The organism is Haloarcula japonica DSM 6131 (assembly GCF_000336635.1).
Taxonomy (GTDB): Archaea; Halobacteriota; Halobacteria; order Halobacteriales; family Haloarculaceae; genus Haloarcula; species Haloarcula japonica.
This window is the reverse complement of sequence record NZ_AOLY01000032.1, coordinates 1-21,612: the sequence shown is the minus strand read 5'-3', so window position 1 is coordinate 21,612 and position 21,612 is coordinate 1. Positions and strand designations below refer to the sequence as shown.

The window sequence follows — 21,612 nt, the reverse complement described above, 5'->3', positions numbered from 1 at the left end:
CTCAGAGATGTGTATAAGAGACAGGTGTCGTCCATGACGACGGTGGACGAGAGCGACAGGTCGTCCTCGATAGCCAGCACACGGTCCAGCATCTCAGCGTTCTCCACGACGACGGCGCTTGCCTCCGGGTCCGACAGCAGATACTGGACCTGCTTCGGTGAGGAATCCGTGTACACAGTCGTCACCACCCCACCCGCAGATAGAATAGCAAAGTCACTCAGCGCCCACTCCATTCGCGTGTTTGCCAAGATACCGACGCGAACATCCGGGCCGACACCGAGGTCACGGAACCCTGCGGCCAGGTATTTGACCAAGTGATGCATCCGCTCGTAGCTGAGTTCGGCGTAGTCGCCGTCGGGAGCCACCGGTATCACATCGTCAGTCAGTGACCGATCGTAGACGCCACCCTTGTACAGTTGGGCCGTCGTTTCGGCGTTCCGCGCCGCGCTCGCGGCGAACATCTCGCCCAGCGTGTCGTCGCCGATGACTTCATCAGTGTACGCTTCCTCGGCTTGACGCCAGTCAGCGTGATTGCCCGCAGTCATGTCATACCGCAGTGTTCACTAGGCCATCCCAAATATGTGCAGGATGTTAACACTCTATTGGTTTGTCGGAGTTGATTCCGTCAACGGTTTTGAAAGAAAGGGTGACGACGGGATGAAAAAGTGTCGCACCAAGACCATATCTCGGCCGCAGCATAGTCGAACCATGGTCTTCTCGACGGAACCAGCCTGGGATGATGCCGTAGATCAGTTCGTCAAGACCTCCGAGAGCGCCATCGTGTACGGCGACATCGATCAGGAGACAGTCCTCCACGAGGGAGCGGTTCGCGTCCTCGCAAACGGTTGGGTCGAACTCCCCACCGGGCGACTTCTCTCACCGGACGCTGTCCACCACATCGATACGCAGATGAACTGAGATGAAGATTCGGTTTTGACAGCGGAGGAATGCAGCCGAACGGTCCGAATCGCGAGTGACGCACAGCAAGCGGCCGCTGTCCAGAAGGCAGTTAGAACAGACGCGTTATTGCCACTCTAGTCGGCAGTCCTCGTTGCAGAAGTGGGCTGTTTCGACGCTGCCGTCCTCGATCCATGTAATGACGCGATGGGTCACTTCGTTAGCGATAGCGTCACCGCAGGTAGCACACTCCGGTGCCTCGTCCTCGTCGATATCTTCGTGGTGATCTGATGTCGGGTCGACCATCTTAGTTGAGAGTGTCTTTCACGCCACTTAATCCCACATACTTGCACTGAACGTCACGAACATACACGAATGTCGAATCGGTAACAGAATGAGAGCAGCGTGTGCGTAAGCCAGACGGACGCCCGCTGTGCGGTCCCGCTATCGGTCCCGGGTAACGGACTCCCCAGGGGTAGTCGTCGCGCCCGACGAGAGCACGACGCCGGCGTTCAGGCTGGTGTTGATCGCAGTCTTTGCGCCGTCGCCTGCGACGACGCCGAACTTCCGCCGACCAGTCGAGACGCGGTCGCCTTTCACCGTCATCCGGACTGGGTCGCCATCGTGCCGGAGGTTCGCCACCTGCGTTCCCGCGCCGAAGTTGACCTCGCGACCGATGACGCTGTCACCCACGTAGGAGACGTGCGGGACGTTCGAATCAGCCATCAAAACCGTGTTCTTGAGTTCGACCCCGTGGCCGACGTGGGTATCTTCCCCCAGCAGGGTCGCCCCGCGGACGTACGCGTTCGGTCCTACGTGCGCGCCCGAGCGGACCAGCGCCGGCCCCTCTATGACGACGCCGGGTTCGATGACCGCGCCCTCCTCGACAACGACTTCGCCGCGCAGGTCAGCATCGCCACGCACTTCCCCGTCGAGTCGGCGGTCCAGTTGCCCCAGTTTCCACTCGTTAGCTTCCAGTAGCTCCCAGGGCCGGCCCACGTCCAGCCAGCGGTCGACCTCGACGGCCGTGACCGGCGACTCCTCGATGACCTTCGCGAGCACGTCCGTGATTTCGCGCTCCCCGCGGTCGCTGAGCGGCACGTCCAGCCAGTCCCGTGCTTCCGCCGGGAAGACGTACGCGCCGGCGTTCGCCAGGTCCGTCGGCGGGTCGTCCGGCTTCTCGACGATGCCGGTGATGGTATCGCCCTCGGTCGACAGTACGCCGTAGCTCCTCGGGTCGTCAACGCGGTAGGCAGCGACCGATGGCGCGGCATCGAAGAGGCCGCTGAGGCTCTCGGCATCGTAGAGGTTGTCGCCGTTGAGGACTGCAAAGGGGCCATCGAGGTGGTCCTTCGCGGCGGCCACCGCGTCGGCAGTCCCCAGTTGCTCCTCCTGAACGGCAAAGCTGACCGGAACGCCGCTGTACTCGTCGCCGAAGTACGAGCGGACTGCCTCTGCCTCATAGCCGACGACAAAGATGAGTTCGTCGGCCCCTGCCTGGATTGCCGTATCGGCGGTGTGTGCCACCAGCGGCCGGTCAGCGACCGGAAGCATCGGCTTTGGAGTGTGGTCTGTCAACGGCCGCATACGCGTCCCCTGCCCCGCCGCGAGTACGACTGCTTGCATGGTCTGCCCGTCTCCCTGCCCGGAAAAATAGCTACCGCTGCTGACTCGATATAATACCCTGGTGACGGGCGCTGTTGCTCACTGAGTTGTTTACGACAGTAATGTGCTCGGTCAGGGATTTGAACCCTGGTCCTCGGCTCGAAAGGCCAAGATGATTGGCCGGACTACACCAACCGAGCGTACCCAACCGTTCCGGGTGGACCAATTTAACCCCATCGAAATCAACGCTACCTGAGGGTGCGTACCACAGGCGTGCGGTTATCGTAAACAGATCACCCGAGCCGTCTTCAGAAAAAAGAGGCAACGTAGTTCGTCGCGAGGTCCTGGCGCCGTTATTACTTCCCTTCGAAGTCCGGCTCTCCGTCGCCCATGAACGCGTTGATGCCCTCCATCACGTCGTCGGTGCCGATGAGGTGCCCGAAGGCCTGCGATTCGACTTCGAGGCCGGCGTCGATGTCGTCGCGGCCGGCGAGCATCGCGCGCTTGGTGAGTTTCTGTGCGACCGGCGGGCCGGCAGCCATGTCTTTGGCCAGTTCCAGCGCCCGCTCGTGGAGGGTGTCGTTGTCGACGACCTCGTTGATGAAGCCGTACTCGGCCAGTTCAGCGGCGTCGTAGCGCTCGGCGGTGAAGATGATCTCTTTGGCGCGGCCTTCGCCGACAATGCGGGCGAGTCGCTGGGTGCCGCCCCAGCCGGGCAGGAGGCCGAGATTGTGCTCAGGCTGGCCCAGTTCGGAGCGTTCCGAGGCCACGCGGAGGTCGGCACAGGTCGCCAGTTCCATCCCGCCGCCCAGCGCGTAGCCGTCGATCCCGGCGACGACCGGCATCGAACATTCTTCGAGCTTTCCGAATGTCTGTTGCCCCTTGCGGGAGAGTTCGATGGCGTCCAGCGGCGTCGCGTTGGAGGCCATCGACTGCACGTCGGCCCCGGCAGAGAACGCCTTGTCGCCGGCCCCGGTCAGGAGGATGGCACGCACCTCGTCGTCGTCTTCGAGCAGGTCGACGGCGTCGGCGAGGTCGTCCATCAGTTCCGGGCTGACGGTGTTCATCCGGTGCGGGCGGTCGAGTTCGATGTGACCGACCATGTCACCGGGATATTCGACGGTGACGTTGTCGAACTCCGCCGGCACGTCGTCTTCGCTGCCGTAGAAACCGCCCGCCTCGGCAGCCGCTCGGAGGCCGTCGGAGACAGCATAGCGCTCCGCGCCCGTCTCCTCGTGGGTTTCCTCAAGCGTGTCGATCAGTGTCTCAAGGCCAGTCTTATCAGCGATCTTCGCGGGACCGTCCGGGAAGCCGCCGCCGAGCTTCACGGCCTGGTCGATGTCCGCAACGGGAGCGACGTCGTTCTCGACGAGCTTCCCGACCTCGTTCGCCATCACGGCGACGAGGCGGTGCTCGACGTCTTCGCGGCCGGCGTCGGTCGGAATGTCGACGCCACCGTTCTCGTAGTCGTAGAACCCTTTGCCGGTCTTCTTCCCGAGTTCCTCGTTCTCGACTTTCTCTTCGAGCAACGGACACGGGGCGTAGGGCTCGCCCAGTACTTCGTGCATATATTCGAGGACGTGGAGGCCGACGTCGTTACCCACCTGATCGGAGAGTTCGAACGACCCCATCGGCAGGCCCATGTCGAACTTCGTCGTCGAATCGACCTCAGCGATGGTCGCCTCACCGTTGTGGACGAGCCACGCGGCTTCGTTCATCAGCGGGACGAGAATGCGGTTGACGATGAAGCCAGGCGAGTCCTTGCGGACGCGGACCGGCGTTTTGCCGAAGTCTTCGGCAAGCGCCTCGATAGCGTCCAGTGTGTCGTCGCCGGAGTGTGCGCCGGAGATTACCTCGACCAGTTGCATCCGCACCGGTGGGTTGAAAAAGTGCATCCCACAGAACTGCTCGGGCCGTTCGGTCACCTCCGACAGTTCCGTGATGGAGAGGCTGGACGTGTTCGTGGCGAAGATGGCGTCCTCAGGCGCGTGTTCTTCCACCTCTGTGTACACGTCTTTCTTGATCTCCATTTTCTCTGGCACAGCCTCAATGACCACGTCGACGTCGCTGACTGCTTCCTCGACGTCGACCAGCGGCGTCACGCGGTCCAGTGCCGCATCAGCCTCTTCCTGCGTGAGCTGGTCTCTCTCAGCCAGCTTGTTCAGCGACCACTCGATGTTGTCGTAGCCGTCCTCGACGAACTCGTCTTTGATGTCCCGCATCCGCACGTCGTAGCCTGCGATGGCGGCCACTTCGGTGATTCCATGGCCCATATTCCCGGCACCGAGCACGGCGATAGTGTCAATATCCTCGAAATCCATGACATATCGTTCCACTGCCGGCCGAGGCTTCAACGTTTCTCTCATTAGAAAACCACTACCAAGTTTATTTCGGATTACAAACCATTAATGCATTTCACGTCAACACACCACATATGGACTTCGAACTGACGAAAGAGCAGCGACAGATACAGGACGAGATCGCCCGATTCGCGGAAAACGAGATCAAACCCGTCGCGACCGAGTACGACACGGAAGAGAAGTTTCCCCAGGAGATTGTCGAGAAGGCCGCTGAGATGGGGCTGACAGGCGCGAACATTCCGATGGAGTACGGCGGGGCAGGCTACGACACGCTGACGAACGCCATCATCGCCGAGGAGCTGTTCGCGGCCGATCCCGGTATCGGTCTGAGCATCCAGTCGGCCGCCTTCGGCGCTGACGCCCTCATCGGGTTCGGCTCGGAGGCCCAGAAGGAGGAGTATCTCAAACCCGTCGCGACGGGCGATGCCATCATGGGCGCGGCCATCTCCGAACCCGACACCGGCTCGGACGTGTCGTCGGTGTCGACGCAGGCGCGAAAGGAAGGCGACGAGTGGGTTATCAATGGCAACAAGATGTGGATCACCAACGGCTCGGTCGGCGACTACTTCGTCGTCCTCTGTGAGACTGACCCGGACGCGGAAGGGCGATACAACGGGTTCTCGCAGATTCTCGTCGAGTCTGACCGCGACGGGTTCGAGGCCGAGAAGATAACCGGGAAGCTCGGCATCCGTGCGTCAGACACGGCAGAACTCATCCTCAACGACGTGCGCGTCCCCGAGGACAACCTCGTGGGAACGCGCGGGGCCGGCTTCCTCCAGATAATGCAGTTCTTCGACGAGACCCGGACCGGCGTGGCCGCACAGGGTGTCGGTATCGCCCGTGGGGCTGCCGAACGCGCTCTAGAGTACGCCCAGGACCGCGAGCAGTTCGGCCAGTCCATCTCGGAGTTCCAGGCCATCCAGCACAAGCTCGCAGAGATGTTCACCGAAATCGAGGCCGCACGGCAGCTCACCCACAAGTCTGCCTGGAGCGTCGACAACGACGCCGATCAGCTCACGCAGTTGGCGTCGATGGCCAAGGAAAAAGCCTCCCGTGTCGCCGTCGAGACGGCCGACGAAGCCGTCCAGATCCACGGCGGTGCTGGCTACGTCAACGACTTCGACGTCGAGCGGTTCTACCGCGACGCGAAGATCACCCAGATCTACGAGGGGACGACCGAGATCCAGAAGAACATCATCGCCCGGGAACTGCTCGGGAAGGGCATGACCTAAGCAGTCCGGCACTGTCTCGCCCCACAGCGCACTCTCGGCAGCCCTGCGAGGGCCCGTTGAACCACTGCTTTTTAACCCACCGAGCGACGTAGATAGAGCAACCATGGGCGACCGACCCTCAGATCCCGCTACTCGCCCGCTTCGGACCGTAATCAGTTGCTGCTCTCCCCGTCGCTGTTGTTGTCTCCGGTGAACTCCGTCCGGCGGTTCGGACCACGACCGACTGTCTCGTGTGCAGACAATACGCTCTCCCACAACACACCAATGTTCGACCGACTCAAAGCGGATATCCGTACAGCACTCGCAAAGGACCCGGCGGCGACCAGCGCCGTGGAGGTCGCGCTCACGTACCCCGGCCTGCACGCGATCTGGGCCTATCGCATCGCCCACTGGCTCTGGACGAGCGACCGGACGTTACTCGCAAGGCTCATCGCCCACGTCACGCGGTTCCTGACAGGCATCGAGATCCACCCCGCCGCGGAGATCGGCGAGCGTGTGTTCATCGACCACGGGATGGGCATCGTCATCGGCGAGACGGCCGAGATCGGCGACGACGTACTCCTGTACCACGGCGTCACCCTCGGCGGCACGTCCATGCGACGGGAGAAGCGCCACCCGACGGTCGAGGACGGCGCGACCATCGGCGCTGACGCCTCGATAATGGGACCGATCACCGTCGGGGAGAACGCCTCCGTCGGCGCTGGCGCTGTCGTCGTCGATGACGTGGCTCCGGAGACAACAGTCGTCGGCAACCCGGCGGAGCCAGTCGGCGCTGCTGATATGGCCTCGCCGAATCCTGACCCCATCATCGCCGACGGCTAACGGCGACAGACACGTTCTTTTCGGTCCAGCCAGTACCACAGAGCAATGAGTGACTCGCCACACGAGGCGCTACGTGCGGACCCCGACATCGGACCGCTAGTCGAGACACACGGCGAACTCACGCTCGACCCGGCGTCGGACCTCTTCGAGCGGCTCGTCGTCTCGATTCTCCGCCAGCAGGTATCGATGGCGTCGGCCGCCGCGACACGGGAACGGCTGTTCGACGCCGTCACCGTGACACCAGCAGGCATCAGAGACGCTGACGACGAGGTGCTCCGAGATGCCGGGCTCTCACGGCAGAAGACCCGCTACGTCAACGAGGTCGCCGATACGTTTCTGGAACACGGCTACTCGATGGAGACGTTCGAGGATACAACTGACGAAGAAATCCACGAGGAACTGACAACTATCACGGGCGTCGGCGACTGGACCGCGAACATGCAGCTGCTGTTCGCGTTCGGCCGCGAGGACGTGTTTCCGGTCGGCGACCTCGGCATCCGGAAGGGGTTCGAAGCCGTCGTCGGTGAGGGCTACAGCCGCGCAGAGATGCGCGAGTACGCCGAGCGGTGGTCGCCCTATCGGAGCTACGCGAGCCTGTATCTGTGGCGGGCCAGCGAGGATATCGCCGAGAGCGTCGCCGAGGTTCGTGAAGACTGAGCGGACTCGGTACGACCGCGTCCCTACTCCTCGATCTGTTCCTCTTCCTCAGTCTCCGCTTCCGGCTCGTCGTCCGCCCGGCGGGTCACGTCGACCTGGTAGTGTTTGAGGATATCTCGGCCCAGCAGGAGCGGGTAGTCCATGTGCGAGCGGTCTTCGACGCTGGCCGTGACAGTGTGTTGTGTCCCGCCGACGCCGACGACGAGGTCGACGACCGGGCGCGAACGGCCGGACTTGACGCTCCCGGACTTGATCTTCACGATATCGAGAATCGGCCCCGTCCCGATTTCCGCAGCGAGCTTGGCGTCGATACTGGTCCGGGTCGCGCCGGTGTCAGACTTCGCAAGGACGGACTTGGTCCCCTGCGTTCCAGTGACGACGACCTCCTCGATGTAGCCCACGACGACGTTTTTCTGTGCTTGCGGCTGTGGTTTTTTCGGCGTACACGCGGGCTTGGAGTCGTCGAGTCGGTCGGAGAGTCGCTCGACAGTTTCATCGTCAACACTCCCGCCGGCCCGCTCGATGGCGAGCTGAGCGATGTAGGGGGCGGGGCTGACGCCGCTGGCTTTGAACAGGCCGCGGAACCCGGCGGTGGGGTTCACTTCGAGCACGTAGTAGCCGTCATCGCTCTGGACGATATCGACGCCGGCGTAGTCCAGTCCGATGGCCTCGACCGAGTCAAGCGCGATTTCCCTGACACGCTCGGGCAGTTCGCCCGTCATGTCCTCGACTTCGCCGCCCAGCGCGACGTTGGTTCGCCACTCGCCCTCGGGCGCGTAGCGGTTCATCGCCCCGACGATCCGGTCACCGACCACGTACACGCGGAGGTCGTGGTGGCGCTTCTCGTCGTGTTCCATGTACTCCTGTAAGAACGCGTAGCGACCGCCGACCTGTGCGTTGACTTGGTTTTCCAGATCGACCATCCACGTCCCACCGCCGTGGGTGCCGATGGCCGTTTTGTACACCGCGCGGTCACCGAAGCGGTCCCGCTCCTCGTTCAGCAGGTCGCTCGATAGTGCGAGCAGCGCATCCGGGACCGGAACACCGGCATCGGCCAGTGCAGCAGCGCTCGCAAACTTGTGTAAGGCCGTCGTCGCCGCCATCGGCTCGTTCAGCATCGGTGCGAGTCGGCTGATGGTCATCCCGAGCCCGATTCCCTCCGCAGGGTGTTCGTTGCTGGAGAGCAGCAGCCGGTTCGCGACCGCGTCGACGTCGGGTTCGAGCGTCATTTCGCCGTCGGCAACGCTGATCGCGGTGTTTTCGGCGCGGAGCCACTCCGTCCCGTAACCCATCTCGTCGACTGCGTTCAAAATCGCCTTTGACTCCTTGCTTGAGTGCAGACTGAGAACGCCCACCGTGAGGTTCTGATCGCTCATACTGTCGTCTTCTGTCGGCCTCAGTATAGGTGTACGGATGTGGCATGCCACAGGGTCCCGTCGGGGACCTGTCTCGCCGGAGGGGTTTTATCAGCCGCCTCTCGTTGTGAGTGCATGGACGAGGCCGAACCGTTCACCTACGACGGGGGAATCGTTTCGCCGGGCGAGACCCGTAACGTTCGCTACACGGTCAGCGAGACGTATCTGGGGGACGCCGTCCGGATGCCGGTTACCATCGTCAACGGCGAGCGGCCCGGTCCGACAGTGTTTCTCACGGCGGCGGCCCACGGCGACGAACTCAACGGCATTGAGGTCGTCCGGGAGGTAGCCCACGAATGGGACCACGATGGACTGGCGGGGACGCTGGTCTGTCTCCCGGTGCTGAACGTCCCTGCGTTTCTGGCACAGGAGCGATACCTGCCCATCTACGACCGGGACCTGAACCGCTCGTTCCCCGGCGACCCCGACTCAACGAGCGCGAAGCGGATGGCCCACGAGATCTTCCGAAACTTCCTGGCCCCTTGTGACGTGGGCCTCGATTTCCACACGTCCACGCGCGGGCGTACCAACATGCTTCACGTTCGGGCGGATATGGACGACCCGGAGGTTGCGCGGGTCGCGAACGCCTTCGCGTCAAACGTCATAATCTCCTCAGGCGGCCCCTCAGGATCTCTACGTCGAGAACTGAGCGATTCAGGCGTTCCGACGATAACGATAGAGATGGGCGAAGCCCACCGGTTCCAGCGGCCGCTCATCGACTCAGCCTTGGAGAGCGTGCGGTCAGTGCTTGCGGAGTTCGGTCTGCGGAGTTCCGACACCGTCCGGTGGCCGGGCTGGCGGACGGTCATCGATGACACCGGCGAGAAGACCTGGATCCGCGCGGACTCGGGCGGCCTGGTTGACATGCACTACCACCGCGGCGACTTGGTGTACGAGGACGACGTGATCTGTACGATCACGAACCCGTTCAAGACGGAGAACACGCTGATGCGGGCACCGTTTACCGGCCTGCTCGTCGGCATCCTTGAGAATCCACTGGTGTATCCCGGCAACCCCCTCTGCCATCTGGTCCGACTTGACGACCGGACACAGCGGGCAATCGAGTGGAACCGCCGGGCGGACGACGACGATTGGTAACTGCGGAGTAGTCAATTGACGAACGTCTTCGGGCGGGATTCCGGCGATACGCGTCCGTTGTAGAAACTACTATCTGTCCCCGGACTAACCCCCCAGTGTATGAGTCAGTCTTACAATCGCGGCACCGTCGAGGACTTCGGACGGTGGCGGGAGTTCACGGCCGGGATGTGGGCCTGGATCTTCCACAAGTTCACCGGCTGGGTTCTCGTGGGCTACCTGTTCACCCACATCGCGGTGCTGAGCACTTCGGTCGGCGTCGATCCGGCGAGCGCGCAGGCAGGCAGCGACCTCTACACCAGTACGCTCAGCGGTCTCGAATCGCTGCTGATCGTTCGGTTCCTCGAAGTCGGTCTGCTGGCCGTCGCCGTCTTCCACATCCTCAACGGGATTCGACTGCTGATGGTTGATCTCGGCGTGGGGCTGGAATCGCAGGACAAGAGCTTCTACGCATCGCTCCTGCTGACCGGCGCAATCGTCATCGCAAGCGTGCCGACGTTCCTCGGGGGGAAACTAGCCTGATGGCACAGCACTACTCCTCCTTTGACCGCGGCGGGCGTCGCTGGCTGTTCCAGCGCCTGACAGCGGTGTTCCTCATCGGCGTGCTCGCGTTCCACTTCATGCTGTTGCACTTCGTGAACCACGCTTCGGACATCACGTTCCTTGGCACGCAGGCCCGGATGAGCCAGGTCAGCTACTTCGCGACGATGTGGCTGTTCCTCGTGACCGCGACATTCCACGGCGTCAACGGCGTGTACAACGCGCTGGTCAACCAGGGACTCACCGGTTCCCAGAAAAACGCAGTCAAATACATGCTCGGCATCGCCGGCCTCCTGCTCGTCGTGCAGGGGACCCGCGTGTCGCTGGCCATGACGACTCTCGTCTAAACTATGAGTACGCAAATCGAACAACAGGAAACCGAGACGGAGGCCGACGAAGAGACAGAGCCCGAAGTCGAATCCCCGGGTGACCGTCGGCGCGCACAGCGAGACGAACGACAGGCACAGGAGCAGGCCCAGCGGGAAGTCGAGGAGGAGACCCTCGACGACGAAGACACGATCACGCTGAAAGTGTTCCGCTACGACCCCGAGGTCGAGGGGAAACAAGAGCCACGCTTCGACGACTTCCGCGTTCCGTTCCACAAGGGCATGACCATCCTCGATGCCCTCATCTACGCACGGGACCACTACGACTCCTCGCTGACTTTCCGACACTCCTGTCGGCAGGCCGTCTGCGGGTCGGATGCGCTGTTCGTCAACGGGCGACAGCGCCTCGGCTGTAAGACGCAGATATCGGAACTGGACGACCCCATCCGCATCGAGCCGCTGCCCCACCAAGAGGTCGTGAAGGACCTCGTCGTGGACATGGAGCACTTCTACGACCAGATGGAGGCCGTCGAACCGTACTTCGATGCCGACGAGACCCCGGACGACAAGCTCGAAGAGCAGCGCCAGACCCGGGAGAACCGCGAGAAGGTCAAGATGTCGACGCGGTGTATCTGGTGTGGCGCGTGCATGTCCTCGTGTAACATCGCTGCCGGCGACAACGAGTACCTCGGCCCTGCCGCCATCAACAAGGCGTACCGCTTCGCGATGGACGAGCGTGAAGGCGAGAACCGCAAGCAGGAGCGCCTGCGCATCATCGAACAGGAACATGGCGTCTGGCGCTGCCAAACCCAGTTCTCCTGTACCGAGGTGTGTCCGAAGGACATCCCGCTGACCGAACACATCCAGGAACTCAAGCGGGAAGCGGTCAAGAACAACCTCAAGTTCTGGTAACGCGGTTCGACTGGCTAGTTTTCCAGTTCGCGCTCTCACTCCGACAGCGGTTATGACCGTGAGTGCTAGCTGACAGCTATCGCGATTTCAGTTCGGAACTGTGGACCGTTCGGTCAGTCGTCCCCAGCGGCCCACGGCGACAGAATCGCGGTCACGGCCTCGTTCATCGGGGCTTCGACGCCAACCTCGTCGGCATGGCGGACCACCGAACCGTTGAGCGCATCGAGTTCCATCGGCTTGTCGTGGGTCAGGTCGTAGTGGAGCGATGAGTACATCCCCGGGTCAAGCTCCTCGGCAAAGTCGAGCCACTCAGAGACCGTATCGTCGGGCAGGTCGACGCCCTCCGCTCGGGCGACAGCACACACTTCCTCGATAAGCCGGCGGTACATCTCCCAAGACGCCTCGTTCTCTCGGAGGTCGCCGACCGGCCGCCTTGTCGTCGCCGTCATTCCGGCCTGGGCGCAGATGAAGGCGAACTTCCGCCAGAGTTCGACGCGGATGTTGTCGGCAAGCACCGCATCAACGCCCTCGGTTGCTGAGAGCGCGTCGTCCAGCATCTCGATGCGCTCCGTGTGCCGACCGTCGAGTTCGCCGTAGACGAACCGGGCCGGCCCGCCAGTGTGCTCGACGACACCGGGTTCGCCGATGGTCGAGAAGATGTAGGCCACGCCGCCGGCAACGTGGGACTCGTCTATCGTTTCCGCCAGCCACGCCTCGTTGTCGACCCCGTTCTGGAATGAAACGACGGCAGTTCCCTCGCGGAGTAGTGGTCCCATGTCCGCGGCGGCCGCGAACGTATCGTTTGACTTCACGCAGAGCAGGACACCGTCGCAGGGGCCGATCTCGGCCGGATCATCAGTCGCAGGGAGGTCGACCACCGTGTCGCCGCGGATACTCTCGACTCGCAGGCCGTCGGACTGTAACGCATCGAGATGCGCTCCCCGAGCGACGAGGTGGACCTCGTGGCCTGCGTCGGCGAGTCGTGCGCCGAGATAGCCGCCGACACCGCCAGCGCCGAAGATGCAGAGTTTCACGTTCCCTGTAACTACAGCGAGCCGGGTAAAATGGGTTTGGGCAGCGACTACCGGCACGAACACAGAGTCGTGGTTCAGTTATCGCAACAGATGAACTCGAAGCGAGCACCGCCGCTTTCGCTGTCGGTCGCAATGACTTCCCAGTTGTGTGCGTCGACGATCTGTTCGACGATGCAGAGCCCGAACCCCGTTCCGTCATCGGCCGTCGAGTAGCCGGGTTCGAACAGGTCTACGGTGCCGTCCTGAAAGCCCGCCCCGTCGTCCGTGACGTAGAACCCCCACGATTCCGTCCCCACAGTGACGGTCACGTCGTCGCCACCGTGTTCGATAGCGTTCCGAAAGAGGTTCTCCAGTAGTTCCAGCATCGCACCTTCGTCGGCTTTGATGCTGTCGTCGGCGTCGGTTTCAAGCGTCGCGTCCTGAGTGTCGACCATCGACCAGGCCCGCTGTGAAAGGGTGTTGAGGTCGACGGTTTCGATCTCCGTCGGGTCAACGCCATGCTTAGCGAGTACGAGCAAGTCATCAATGAGTGTGTACATCCGGTCGATGCTCCGCTCGGCTCGCTCGAAGTGCGCTTCTTCACCTGTCTCGCGCGCCAGTTCGAGCGAGCCGTCGAGAACGTCCAGCGGGTTCCGTAGGTCGTGACTAATCGCATCCGAGAACCGCTCGAGGCGCTGGTTCTGTCGCTTGAGTTCCTGTTCGCGCTGCTTCCGCTCGGAGATATCGCGGGTCGTCACGACGACGTGGTCTTCCAGCGGCCCGTTCGCGACCTGCTGGCCGCGGGACTCCGCCCAGATCCAGTCGCCATCTGCGTGGCGGTAGCGGTGCTCGATGACGGCGACGTACCCCGGATCGTCTATCATCTGGCCGAACTCGGTGATCGCGGTCGAGAGGTCGTCCGGATGCACGTACTCGAAGAGGTCCGAGTCCTGCATCGCGTCCTGTTCGTAGCCGAGGACGCGTTCCACGGACGGGCTGATATACTCGACGCTGCCCTGCTCGTCGAACACGGTGAGTACGTCGGAAGTGTGTGTGACGAACTGGTGAAACTGGGCCTCGAAACGCGGCCGGTCACTGACATCGCGGGACGTGAACACCCGGCAATCACGGTCCGTTTCGGTGTCCGCTGAGACGATGGTTTCGAGCCAGACCCAGTCGCCGTCAGCGTTCCGAAACCGGTACTCAGTCCCGTCGTCTTCCCGCTCGCCCGCAAGTGTTGCCCGGACCCGCTCCGCGTCCTCTGGGTGGACGAGATCCAGCCAGTTCGTGCCGACGAGCGACTCCATATCGTACCCCAACACCCGTTCGATTGCTGGGCTGACGAACCGTATTGTCAGTTCGCCATCAGTGACTGCCAGTACTGAGGGTGCCTCTGCTAACACCGCTTCGAAGTCATCAGTTGACGTGAGATACTGGTCTGGCATCAGGGTGGGAACGGGTCGGGCCCGTAGTGAGACTATCTGGTGGGTCTAGTATCAGTAGTTGGTTCCTAAGTATTCACAGCGCGTGATATAATTCCATCGGATAGGTCAAAAATACACACTGAATGACAGTAGTGCCGATGTCAGGAACAGATGGATCCCGCTAATGGAGGTGCACTCAGTAGCGCAACAGGGAGGCTTAAGTTTGGCTAATCCTAAGCCGAAACCACGCCAAGAGACACTCTCACAATGTACGAACACGATGTTATCGTGGTCGGCGCGGGTGGCGCTGGCCTCAGGGCGGCTATTGCAGCGGACGAAGAGGGTGCAGACGTTGCCCTCGTGACCAAGCTCCATCCGGTACGGAGCCACACAGGTGCCGCGGAGGGGGGAATCAACGCTGCCCTCCAGGAAGGGGACTCCTGGGACCTCCACGCGTACGACACGATGAAGGGGTCCGACTACCTCGGCGACGCCCCTGCTATCGACACATTCGCCAAGGACGCCCCGGAAGAGGTCATCCAGCTCGAACACTGGGGGATGCCCTTCTCGCGCGAGGACGACGGCCGCGTCTCTCAGCGTCCGTTTGGTGGCCTCTCCTATCCACGGACGACGTATGCGGGTGCCGAAACCGGTCACCACCTCCTGCATACGATGTACGAGCAGGCAGTCAAGCGCGGCATCGAGGTGTACGATGAGTGGTATGTGACCCAGCTCGCGGTCACCGACCACGACGACCCCGAGGACCGCGTCTGTCACGGCTGTGTCGCCTACGACATCAAGTCCGGCGAAATTCAGGGCTTCCGGGCGAATAACGGCGTTATTCTCGCAACCGGCGGCCTCGGGCAGGCCTTCGATCACACTACGAACGCCGTCGCCAACACCGGCGACGGCTGTGCGATGGCCTACCGCGCCGGCGTCCCGATGGAGGACATGGAGATGATCCAGTTCCACCCGACGACGCTGCCGTCGACGGGTGTTCTCATCTCCGAGGGGGTCCGTGGTGAGGGTGGTATTCTCTACAACGACGACGAGGAGCGGTTCATGTTCGAACACGGCTACGCCAACAACGAGGGGGAACTGGCCTCCCGTGACGTGGTCGCCCGTGCCGAACTGACCGAAGTCAACGAGGGCCGTGGCGTCGAGGACGAGTACGTCGACCTCGATATGCGCCACCTCGGCGAGGAGCGTATCCTCGACCGTCTTGAGAACATTCTTCACCTCGCGGAGGACTTCGAGGGCGTCGACGGCCTCGACGAGCCGATGCCGGTCAAGCCCGGCCAGCACTACGCCATGGGTGGTATCGAGTGCGACGAGAACGGCGAGACGTGCATCGACGGTCTCTACGCGGCCGGCGAGACGGCCTGTGTCTCGCTGCACGGCGCGAACCGGCTCGGGGGGAACGCTCTGCCGGAACTGCTCGTGTTCGGTGCCCGCGCCGGCCATCACGCCGCCGGCAAGGACATGAAGACCGCCGAAATCCAGACTGGCCCCTCCGCCAAGAGCGAGCCCGGCGATGTGGAGCCGCCGGTCGAACCCGGCGCAATCGACGCCAGCAGCGACGATGTCGCCGCTGACGGGGCCGCCGTCGAACCGACGGCAGTGCTCGAAACCACCGTCGAGCAGGAACGCCAGCGCATCGAGGACCTCATCGAGTCCGACGGCATCAACCACGCCGAAGTCCGTGCGGACGTACAGGAGACGATGACCGAGAACGTCAACGTGTTCCGGACCGAGGAGGGCTTGGAAAAGGCCCTTCGAAGCCTCCGGGCGGCACGCAAAGAGTACGAGAACGTCGCTGTCGAGGACCCATCCCGGACCTACAACACGGACCTCATCCACACCATCGAGACCCGCAACATCCTCGACGTGGCCGAGGCCATCACGCTCGGCGCACTCGCACGCGAGGAGTTCCGCGGCGCACACTGGCGTGCGGAGCACCAGGAACGTAAGGACGACGAGTGGATCAAGCACACGATGCTGGCCTGGAACGAGGGACAGCCGGAACTGTACTACAAGCCCGTCATCCTCGAAGGCGACGAGGAGACCTACGAACCGAAGGTCCGGTCGTACTGACGACCTGACCACCGGCTGCGATCTCCGTTTCTGCGATTTTCAGGGTGCGCCGACGAGGATGAACGTACTCTCGGTATCGCCGTTGTGAATCGTTCGCTCCGCCTCGGGCGGAAGCCTGATTGCGTCGCCCGCTTCGAGGGATACCTCGTCGCCGTCAACCTCGACAGTCGCTGTTCCCTCGATAAGGATGTACACCTCCTCGTGGCCTTCGTCGGCATGATCGTGCGGTTTGCCGGTCCAGCCGGCGTCACAGTCCAGCACAGTGACGCCGACCTGTTCACAGTCCAGCGGGTCCCGGAGAAAGTGCATCGCACCGGCAACCGGTTCTACGTCGGTGTAGTTGACTTTCGTGTAGCTCACGACCACAGATGTCGCCGGCCAGCGCAAAATAAGTTGTTGTGTATCCGAAAGGAAAGGTCGAAGGGGCGGGTACCACTCTCGCTTCAGGCGTTGCCGCTGCTGAGACACGGACCAGCGTCCAGATAAGTCGTACCAGAATACTGAGAATTCTGGATGCGGAAACACCCGGAATCATCACTTACTTGGTTGTCAGGAACGTATTATGGGTAGCTTGGAAGGGTGGCTCAGTGGTAGAGCGCTACCAGCCAACATGCCAGAATCGGTTGGTGGTTACCCCGCAAAGGGCTCCGCGTGGTTCGACTCCCGCCCCTTCCATTTTCGGACAGTCGATGTGAGCGTGACGGCCGGTCCTGATGTGCCACACTCGCGGGCCTGACAGCTGGCTGCCCAGAACTACCGTATTCCCGTAGAATTGACTGTGGTCTATCGGGTAACAAACGCTGTCAGCGTGTGAGCCGACGACTCGCAGGAAGTGGAAAGGTAAGGAATGTGGGGGTGGGGGGTGGGGGTGGTGCGGCACCAGTGTGGTGCCTATCGAAGACAACGAGAGGGGCTGTATAAAAAACCGTCGCTGAAATTATCATATTTGATTTTTCGATAGTACACCAATCCCGGCCGCCACGCCATTGTACAGAAAACAACCAGAGAAACAACAGCGACGTGTCCCAGTTCCGACCAGTTACTTGTGGGTGAACAGTACGACGTTCCCGTCGTTGATCGTCGTACAGAGGTCCATCTCGAAATCGAGATTGAGGGACGTAAACTCCTGCTTGCAGACGACCATATCGTCGAACGGCTCTTCACAGGACGGACAGGCCACAGCCGTCGTGTTCTGGTAGGAAGCGATCGCCTCGTTGTCCTCACGCGGCGTCAACGACGAGAGGAGTTCGTCAAAATCGTCCATGTTCGGGCAACCGCGGGCGTGCGGCATAAATCATGCGCCGCCCTGGCACCAAGGTATTAAAGTTAACTTGTGATAATGCAACTACAATGACTTCATCCGGTGGCGGTACGCGCTTCGCACTCGTCGCAGGAACCACGGAAACCGCAGGCCGGTCGGGGATCAGCGCCGCCGGAGCCGATCCCGAGCTAATGTCGATAACGCCCGCGGCAGACGCGGAGTTAGTGACATACGGCACACCGGTTCGGACGGACGTGACGCCGGTCAGCCCGAGCGGCTGTCCGACGCCGGCGCTGGTGACACGAGCCGTCCGAGAAGTCCTGGGATTTGACGCCACAGTTGTTGATGGCGGCTTGGCAGAGAAAACGGGGGCACCGACAGTCTCAGTCGGCGCACGCCCGGGCAAGGACATCGCGGCGCAGGACCCGGTGCCGACGGCCCACGGGGCGTTCGCGGCCGCCCGACAGTTCGGCCAGTCGCTCCCGGCCGACGAACTGTATCTGGGCGAGACGATACCCGGCGGGACGACGACGGCGCTCGGCGTTCTTCGTGCACTGGGCGAGACGGGGATGGTCTCCTCATCACTCCCGGAAAATCCGACCGAACAGAAGGAACAGGTGGTCGCCGATGGGCTACATGCAAGTTCGTTGAAACCCGGCGACGCCGCGAACGAGCCGAAACGGGCGGTCCGCCGGATGGGAGACCCCGTTCTGGCGACGCTTGCGGGCCTGACCGCGGGGGCCGTCGAGAGTGATACCGCCGTAACGCTGGCCGGCGGCAGCCAGTGCGTCGCCGTTGCTGCGCTGGTCCGCCACGGCGGCTACGAGGGACCACTCGGGCTGGCGACGACGAGCTACGTGGCCGACGACGAGAGCGCCGACGTGCGGGCGTCGGCTGACCGGCTCGACCTCGATCTGACAGTGACGGACCCTGGCTTCGACCGGAGCGACCACGTCGCGATGGAGCGGTTCGTCGCCGGCGAAGCCAAGGAGGGGGCCGGGATGGGCGGTGCGCTGGCGCTGGCCGACCGCGCCGGCATCCCAATGGCAGAGGTTCGGGATCGCTTTGCGGCCCTCTACGACGACCTGATCGGCGATGCGCCTACAGCGACGGCCGAGGAGGGGACGTGAGGATGGAGGGGTTCGTTCTTGCCGGCACAAGCTCCGGCGTCGGCAAGACCGTTGCCACGCTGGCGACCCTGACAGCGCTCGAAGACGCCGGATATCAGCCCCAGCCGGCCAAGGCTGGCCCGGATTTCATCGACCCGAGCCACCACGAGGCGCTCGTCGACGCGCCCTCGCGGACGCTCGACCCCTGGCTTGCGGGGGAGGACGGAATGCGACGTACCTACTGGCGCGGCGAGGGCGATATCTGCGTCGTGGAAGGCGTGATGGGGCTCTACGACGGGACAAAGACCTCGACGGCAGCCGTCGCCGAGGGGCTGGACCTCCCGGTCGTTCTGGTCGTGGACGCGAAAGCCGGTATGGAAAGCGTCGCCGCGACGGCACTCGGGTTCGCGGAGTACGCCGATCGCATCGGTGTCGACATCGACGTGGCCGGCATCCTCGCACAGCGTGCCCACGGCGGCCGACACGCCGACGGCATCAGGGACGCACTCCCAGAGGATCTCGCCTACTTCGGCCGGATTCCGCCGATGTCGGACCTGGAGATCCCCGACCGCCATCTCGGGCTGCACATGGGCTCGGAGGCCGGCCTCGACCGCGATGCGCTCTCGACAGCGGCGGAGACTATCGATATCGAGCGGCTGGTCGACGTGGCACGGGCACCGCCGGAGGTCGCGACTGCGACGGCGGATAATGACGGAGCGGCGGCCAACCACCGGGTCGCTGTTGCACAGGACAGCGCGTTCTGTTTCACCTACCCCTCAGTGCTCGAACGGCTCCGCTCCCGAGCGACCGTCGAACCGTTCTCGCCGGTCGCCGGTGACCCGGTCCCTGACGTCGACGCGATCTATCTGCCCGGCGGCTATCCGGAACTCCACGGACAGGCACTCGAAACCGGTGGGACGCTCGACGAGATAGCCGACCGCGCCGCCGACGGCGTCCCAATCTACGGCGAGTGTGGCGGCCTGATGGCGCTGTCGGAGTCGCTAACGACGACCGACGGCGAGACCTACGAGATGGCTGGGGTCCTCCCCGCAGACATCGAGATGCAAGACCGGTATCAGGCGCTCGACCACGTCGAGTTAGAGGCACAGTCAGACACCGTCGTGGCCGCATCCAGGGAGCACCGCCGCGGCCACGAGTTCCACTACTCCGCCGCGACCCTCGGCAGTGACGCGTCGTTCGCCTTCGACGTGGTTCGGGGTGACGGAATCGACGGCGAGCACGACGGGCTTACCGAGTACAACACCGTCGGCACGTATTGTCACTGCCACGGGGAGAGCGGTGCCTTCGACCGCTTGCTTGCACTGCCCTCGAAGGACGTTTGACGGAAGGGACCGCCGTCGGACGCGCGGCTGACCGCCCGCAACCTTTTTTTCGACAGACAGCGTCGTTCTGATAATGAACGAGTTGCGCGACCTACTCGGAGACCTGGTCGCAGACGTCGATGCCGTGTTCCTGTTTTCCCCGAACGCGTCGTTTTTCGAGGAGTTCGACGACGTCGACGAGGAGATCGTCGTCGTTGGCCCGGAGAACACCCTCGATGCGGAGCCGTTCGTCGAACTGCCGATCGATTTCACCGATCTCGAAGGCCGCCTCCGATTCGGTGTCGAGGGCGCGCTGGAGCAGGGCATCGTCGACGAGGGCGACGAGGTGCTCTGCGTGACCGAGGTACTGGACGGGGCCGAGAACACGCTCGTACGGGTCCAGACCAACGACTTCTCGCCCTCCGGCGTGTACGACATGTTCGTCAACTCCAGAGCGGACGCAAGCGTCGTCCGCGATGTCTTCGAGGTCGCTATCGAACTCGGGAAGAAGGGTCAGAAGGGCAAACCCGTCGGTGCCCTGTTCGTTGTCGGCGACGCCGGGAAGGTGATGAACAAATCCCGGCCGCTGTCGTACAACCCCTTCGAGAAGTCCCACGTCCACGTCGGCGACCCCATCGTCAACGTGATGCTCAAGGAGTTCTCGCGGCTCGACGGCGCGTTCGTCATTTCCGACGCCGGGAAGATCGTCTCCGCGTATCGGTACCTCGAACCCTCCGCCGAGGGGGTCGACATCCCCAAAGGACTCGGTGCACGGCACATGGCGGCCGGCGCGGTCACCCGTGACACGATGGCGACGGCTATCGTTCTCTCGGAGAGCGACGGGCTCGTACGGGCGTTCAAGGGCGGGGAGCTGGTCCTCGAGATCGATCCCGAGGAGTACTGAGGATGCAGTTTGGTTTCGACTGGGCCACGATCATCCGGCGAGTGTTCTCGCCACAGGGAACGTTCGTCTTTTCGCTCGTGGTACTGGCTGTGGGCATCGTACTCGGCTATCTCGTCTGGCGCTCATCCCGGCGGTTCATGCGCGAACTCGGTGTGCCGGAAGCGGTCGAAGGGACCCCTTTCGAGCGGACTGCGAGAGGACTCGGTACATCGACCGTCGGCATCGTCTCGAACCTGGCCGCGCTGTTCATCTACATCACGACGGTCACTGCCGTCCTCAACATCGCACAACTGACCGACCCGGAACTGTACTGGGCTCGCTTCACCTCGTTCCTGCCCGACCTGTTTATCGCCCTGTTCGCCGTCATCATCGGTCTCATCGCGGGCGACAAGGCCAAGCTCATCGTCTCCGAGCGGCTGCGCAGCGTCAAGATGCCCGAGGCGACGGTGCTGCCGGAACTCGTCAAGTACAGCATCTTCTACCTCGCGGTGCTCATCGCGCTCGGCCAGTTGGGCGTCGAGACTCTCGCCCTGCTCATCCTCCTGGCAGCGTACGCCTTCGGGCTGGTGTTCGTCTGCGGGCTGGCGCTGAAAGACATCCTACCTGTCTCTTATACACATCTCT

General features: G+C 62.8%; 22 protein-coding genes and 2 tRNA genes. 14 read left to right on the top strand and 10 right to left on the bottom strand.

Annotated elements, in window-relative coordinates:
* Nucleotides 1-545: AMP-binding protein (locus tag C444_RS09515; protein WP_004592532.1), on the bottom strand; the 545-nt coding region annotated here is incomplete at its 3' end.
* A gap of 163 nt (nt 546-708) precedes the next feature.
* Here C444_RS09515 and C444_RS09510 point away from each other — a divergent pair.
* Nucleotides 709-918 (top strand): hypothetical protein, encoded by a 210-nt coding sequence (locus tag C444_RS09510; protein ID WP_004592531.1) that lies wholly within the window; start codon nt 709-711, stop codon nt 916-918.
* 105 nt (nt 919-1,023) lie between these two features.
* Here C444_RS09510 and C444_RS09505 read toward each other — a convergent pair whose 3' ends face one another.
* From C444_RS09505 to C444_RS09490, 4 genes are all read right to left on the bottom strand, one after another.
* Nucleotides 1,024-1,203 carry a DUF7576 family protein gene (locus C444_RS09505; RefSeq protein ID WP_004592530.1) on the bottom strand — a complete coding sequence of 60 codons (180 nt, stop codon included), beginning with the start codon at nt 1,201-1,203 and terminating at the stop codon, nt 1,024-1,026.
* A 138-nt stretch (nt 1,204-1,341) separates the two neighbouring features.
* Entirely contained in the window at nt 1,342-2,523 is a 1,182-nt protein-coding gene (glmU, locus tag C444_RS09500) for a bifunctional sugar-1-phosphate nucleotidylyltransferase/acetyltransferase (protein ID WP_004592529.1), read from the bottom strand.
* Between the two features lie 104 nt (nt 2,524-2,627).
* Nucleotides 2,628-2,702: transfer RNA gene (locus C444_RS09495), tRNA-Glu, on the bottom strand.
* A 156-nt stretch (nt 2,703-2,858) separates the two neighbouring features.
* On the bottom strand, nt 2,859-4,823 hold the full coding sequence (locus C444_RS09490; RefSeq protein WP_004592528.1) for a 3-hydroxyacyl-CoA dehydrogenase/enoyl-CoA hydratase family protein: 1,965 nt from the start codon (nt 4,821-4,823) through the stop codon (nt 2,859-2,861).
* Nucleotides 4,824-4,936: 113 nt separating this feature from the next.
* On the opposite strand from C444_RS09490, the gene C444_RS09485 reads away from it, so the two are divergent.
* The 3 genes from C444_RS09485 (at nt 4,937) to C444_RS09475 (ending at nt 7,573) form a co-directional block, all read left to right on the top strand.
* Entirely contained in the window at nt 4,937-6,094 is a 1,158-nt protein-coding gene (locus tag C444_RS09485; RefSeq protein WP_004592527.1) for an acyl-CoA dehydrogenase family protein, read from the top strand.
* Between the two features lie 264 nt (nt 6,095-6,358).
* Nucleotides 6,359-6,916, top strand: a complete 558-nt coding sequence (gene cysE, locus C444_RS09480; RefSeq protein WP_004592526.1) for a serine O-acetyltransferase — start codon at nt 6,359-6,361, stop codon at nt 6,914-6,916.
* Nucleotides 6,917-6,961: 45 nt separating this feature from the next.
* Entirely contained in the window at nt 6,962-7,573 is a 612-nt protein-coding gene (locus C444_RS09475) for a DNA-3-methyladenine glycosylase family protein (protein WP_004592525.1), read from the top strand.
* Nucleotides 7,574-7,596: 23 nt separating this feature from the next.
* On the opposite strand, the gene C444_RS09470 is transcribed toward C444_RS09475, so the two are convergent.
* Nucleotides 7,597-8,949, bottom strand: coding sequence for a RimK family alpha-L-glutamate ligase (locus tag C444_RS09470; RefSeq protein ID WP_004592524.1), 1,353 nt, complete (start codon nt 8,947-8,949; stop codon nt 7,597-7,599).
* Nucleotides 8,950-9,063: 114 nt separating this feature from the next.
* Here C444_RS09470 and C444_RS09465 point away from each other — a divergent pair, with 114 nt between their 5' ends.
* The 4 genes from C444_RS09465 (at nt 9,064) to C444_RS09450 (ending at nt 11,861) form a co-directional block, all read left to right on the top strand.
* Nucleotides 9,064-10,086 carry a succinylglutamate desuccinylase/aspartoacylase family protein gene (locus C444_RS09465; RefSeq protein ID WP_004592523.1) on the top strand — a complete coding sequence of 341 codons (1,023 nt, stop codon included), beginning with the start codon at nt 9,064-9,066 and terminating at the stop codon, nt 10,084-10,086.
* 99 nt (nt 10,087-10,185) lie between these two features.
* The gene (gene sdhC / locus C444_RS09460; protein ID WP_004592522.1) at nt 10,186-10,605 is read left to right on the top strand and encodes a succinate dehydrogenase, cytochrome b556 subunit; all 420 of its coding nucleotides are present in this window, start codon (nt 10,186-10,188) and stop codon (nt 10,603-10,605) included.
* Complete coding sequence (locus C444_RS09455; RefSeq protein WP_004592521.1) at nt 10,605-10,970, top strand: succinate dehydrogenase hydrophobic membrane anchor subunit; 366 nt, start codon at nt 10,605-10,607, stop codon at nt 10,968-10,970. Before sdhC ends, C444_RS09455 begins: the two co-directional genes overlap by 1 nt.
* 3 nt (nt 10,971-10,973) lie before the next feature.
* Nucleotides 10,974-11,861 carry a succinate dehydrogenase/fumarate reductase iron-sulfur subunit gene (locus tag C444_RS09450; RefSeq protein WP_004592520.1) on the top strand — a complete coding sequence of 296 codons (888 nt, stop codon included), beginning with the start codon at nt 10,974-10,976 and terminating at the stop codon, nt 11,859-11,861.
* Between the two features lie 113 nt (nt 11,862-11,974).
* On the opposite strand, the gene C444_RS09445 is transcribed toward C444_RS09450, so the two are convergent.
* Entirely contained in the window at nt 11,975-12,895 is a 921-nt protein-coding gene (locus C444_RS09445; RefSeq protein ID WP_004592519.1) for a 2-dehydropantoate 2-reductase, read from the bottom strand.
* A gap of 74 nt (nt 12,896-12,969) precedes the next feature.
* Complete coding sequence (locus tag C444_RS09440; protein WP_004592518.1) at nt 12,970-14,319, bottom strand: PAS domain S-box protein; 1,350 nt, start codon at nt 14,317-14,319, stop codon at nt 12,970-12,972.
* Nucleotides 14,320-14,565: 246 nt separating this feature from the next.
* Between C444_RS09440 and C444_RS09435 the strand changes: the two genes are divergently transcribed.
* Nucleotides 14,566-16,392, top strand: coding sequence for an FAD-binding protein (locus C444_RS09435; RefSeq protein WP_004592517.1), 1,827 nt, complete (start codon nt 14,566-14,568; stop codon nt 16,390-16,392).
* 39 nt (nt 16,393-16,431) lie between these two features.
* Here the strand turns inward: C444_RS09435 and C444_RS09430 are convergent, their stop codons facing one another.
* On the bottom strand, nt 16,432-16,752 hold the full coding sequence (locus C444_RS09430) for a cupin domain-containing protein (protein ID WP_049909381.1): 321 nt from the start codon (nt 16,750-16,752) through the stop codon (nt 16,432-16,434).
* A 213-nt stretch (nt 16,753-16,965) separates the two neighbouring features.
* On the opposite strand from C444_RS09430, the gene C444_RS09425 reads away from it, so the two are divergent.
* Nucleotides 16,966-17,067, top strand: a tRNA-OTHER gene (locus C444_RS09425).
* 364 nt (nt 17,068-17,431) lie between these two features.
* Here the strand turns inward: C444_RS09425 and C444_RS09420 are convergent.
* On the bottom strand, nt 17,432-17,656 hold the full coding sequence (locus C444_RS09420; protein WP_004592515.1) for a DUF7385 family protein: 225 nt from the start codon (nt 17,654-17,656) through the stop codon (nt 17,432-17,434).
* Nucleotides 17,657-17,742: 86 nt separating this feature from the next.
* Between C444_RS09420 and C444_RS09415 the strand changes: the two genes are divergently transcribed.
* The 4 genes from C444_RS09415 to C444_RS09400 all read left to right on the top strand — a co-directional run.
* On the top strand, nt 17,743-18,783 hold the full coding sequence (locus C444_RS09415) for a nicotinate-nucleotide--dimethylbenzimidazole phosphoribosyltransferase (RefSeq protein WP_004592514.1): 1,041 nt from the start codon (nt 17,743-17,745) through the stop codon (nt 18,781-18,783).
* A gap of 2 nt (nt 18,784-18,785) precedes the next feature.
* Nucleotides 18,786-20,105 carry a cobyrinic acid a,c-diamide synthase gene (locus C444_RS09410; protein WP_004592513.1) on the top strand — a complete coding sequence of 440 codons (1,320 nt, stop codon included), beginning with the start codon at nt 18,786-18,788 and terminating at the stop codon, nt 20,103-20,105.
* A 73-nt stretch (nt 20,106-20,178) separates the two neighbouring features.
* Nucleotides 20,179-20,988 carry a diadenylate cyclase DacZ gene (gene dacZ, locus C444_RS09405; RefSeq protein ID WP_004592512.1) on the top strand — a complete coding sequence of 270 codons (810 nt, stop codon included), beginning with the start codon at nt 20,179-20,181 and terminating at the stop codon, nt 20,986-20,988.
* A 2-nt stretch (nt 20,989-20,990) separates the two neighbouring features.
* On the top strand, nt 20,991-21,612 hold a 622-nt coding region (locus tag C444_RS09400), incomplete at its 3' end, for a hypothetical protein (protein WP_004592511.1).

Bases quoted from the DNA above. Each gene is read 5' to 3' on its own strand.
- glmU (WP_004592529.1), bottom strand. From the start codon at position 2,523: ATGCAAGCAGTCGTACTCGCGGCGGGGCAGGGGACGCGTATGCGGCCG.
- C444_RS09485 (WP_004592527.1), top strand. From the start codon at position 4,937: ATGGACTTCGAACTGACGAAAGAGCAGCGACAGATACAGGACGAGATC.
- C444_RS09475 (WP_004592525.1), top strand. From the start codon at position 6,962: ATGAGTGACTCGCCACACGAGGCGCTACGTGCGGACCCCGACATCGGA.
- C444_RS09450 (WP_004592520.1), top strand. From the start codon at position 10,974: ATGAGTACGCAAATCGAACAACAGGAAACCGAGACGGAGGCCGACGAA.
- C444_RS09505 (WP_004592530.1), bottom strand. From the start codon at position 1,203: ATGGTCGACCCGACATCAGATCACCACGAAGATATCGACGAGGACGAG.
- C444_RS09510 (WP_004592531.1), top strand. From the start codon at position 709: ATGGTCTTCTCGACGGAACCAGCCTGGGATGATGCCGTAGATCAGTTC.
- C444_RS09440 (WP_004592518.1), bottom strand. From the start codon at position 14,319: ATGCCAGACCAGTATCTCACGTCAACTGATGACTTCGAAGCGGTGTTA.
- C444_RS09470 (WP_004592524.1), bottom strand. From the start codon at position 8,949: ATGAGCGATCAGAACCTCACGGTGGGCGTTCTCAGTCTGCACTCAAGC.
- C444_RS09465 (WP_004592523.1), top strand. From the start codon at position 9,064: ATGGACGAGGCCGAACCGTTCACCTACGACGGGGGAATCGTTTCGCCG.
- C444_RS09490 (WP_004592528.1), bottom strand. From the start codon at position 4,823: ATGGATTTCGAGGATATTGACACTATCGCCGTGCTCGGTGCCGGGAAT.
- C444_RS09410 (WP_004592513.1), top strand. From the start codon at position 18,786: ATGGAGGGGTTCGTTCTTGCCGGCACAAGCTCCGGCGTCGGCAAGACC.
- dacZ (WP_004592512.1), top strand. From the start codon at position 20,179: ATGAACGAGTTGCGCGACCTACTCGGAGACCTGGTCGCAGACGTCGAT.
- sdhC (WP_004592522.1), top strand. From the start codon at position 10,186: ATGAGTCAGTCTTACAATCGCGGCACCGTCGAGGACTTCGGACGGTGG.
- C444_RS09420 (WP_004592515.1), bottom strand. From the start codon at position 17,656: ATGGACGATTTTGACGAACTCCTCTCGTCGTTGACGCCGCGTGAGGAC.
- C444_RS09455 (WP_004592521.1), top strand. From the start codon at position 10,605: ATGGCACAGCACTACTCCTCCTTTGACCGCGGCGGGCGTCGCTGGCTG.
- C444_RS09435 (WP_004592517.1), top strand. From the start codon at position 14,566: ATGTACGAACACGATGTTATCGTGGTCGGCGCGGGTGGCGCTGGCCTC.
- cysE (WP_004592526.1), top strand. From the start codon at position 6,359: ATGTTCGACCGACTCAAAGCGGATATCCGTACAGCACTCGCAAAGGAC.
- C444_RS09415 (WP_004592514.1), top strand. From the start codon at position 17,743: ATGACTTCATCCGGTGGCGGTACGCGCTTCGCACTCGTCGCAGGAACC.